The sequence below is a fragment of the Streptomyces sp. NRRL F-525 genome (genome assembly GCF_000716605.1).
Taxonomy (GTDB): Bacteria; Actinomycetota; Actinomycetes; order Streptomycetales; family Streptomycetaceae; genus Streptomyces.
Genome location: NZ_JNXE01000169.1, coordinates 1 through 361, shown reverse-complemented (window position 1 = coordinate 361; position 361 = coordinate 1). Strand labels below are relative to the sequence as shown.

The 361-nt window shown below is 72.3% G+C and carries 1 protein-coding gene; it reads left to right on the top strand.

The window, feature by feature from the left end; translation table 11 throughout:
- Positions 1 to 130: 130 nt before the first annotated feature.
- Positions 131 to 361: hypothetical protein (locus tag OO69_RS52345; protein WP_158713552.1), on the top strand; the 231-nt coding region annotated here is incomplete at its 3' end.

Genomic DNA, 361 nt, shown 5'->3' with positions numbered 1-361 from the left:
GTTGGATGTGGCGCTTGCGGATCCGGCGGGTGAGGGCCGTGGGGATGCCGGGGAGGGTGTGCATCTGCCGTTCGGTTGGAGTGGGTTGCGTCTGCATGCCGCGGGTGCCTCCGCCCTGCGGGTGCGTCTGATGCGGTCCGCCGCTCACACGCTGTCTCTCGAGGCCGCCGACGGGACCGGTGGTCTGGTGCTCAGTCTGCAGTCGCTGGTCTCCCGGCCCGTGCCGGTCGAGCAGCTGGGCGGGACGACCGCTGGCGGCATTCGGGATGCCCTGTTCGAGGTGGAGTGGGCGGAGTTGGCGGCGGCGCCTGGGGTGGTGGCGGAGCCGGAGCCTTCGTGGGTGCTGGTCGGGTCGGCGGAG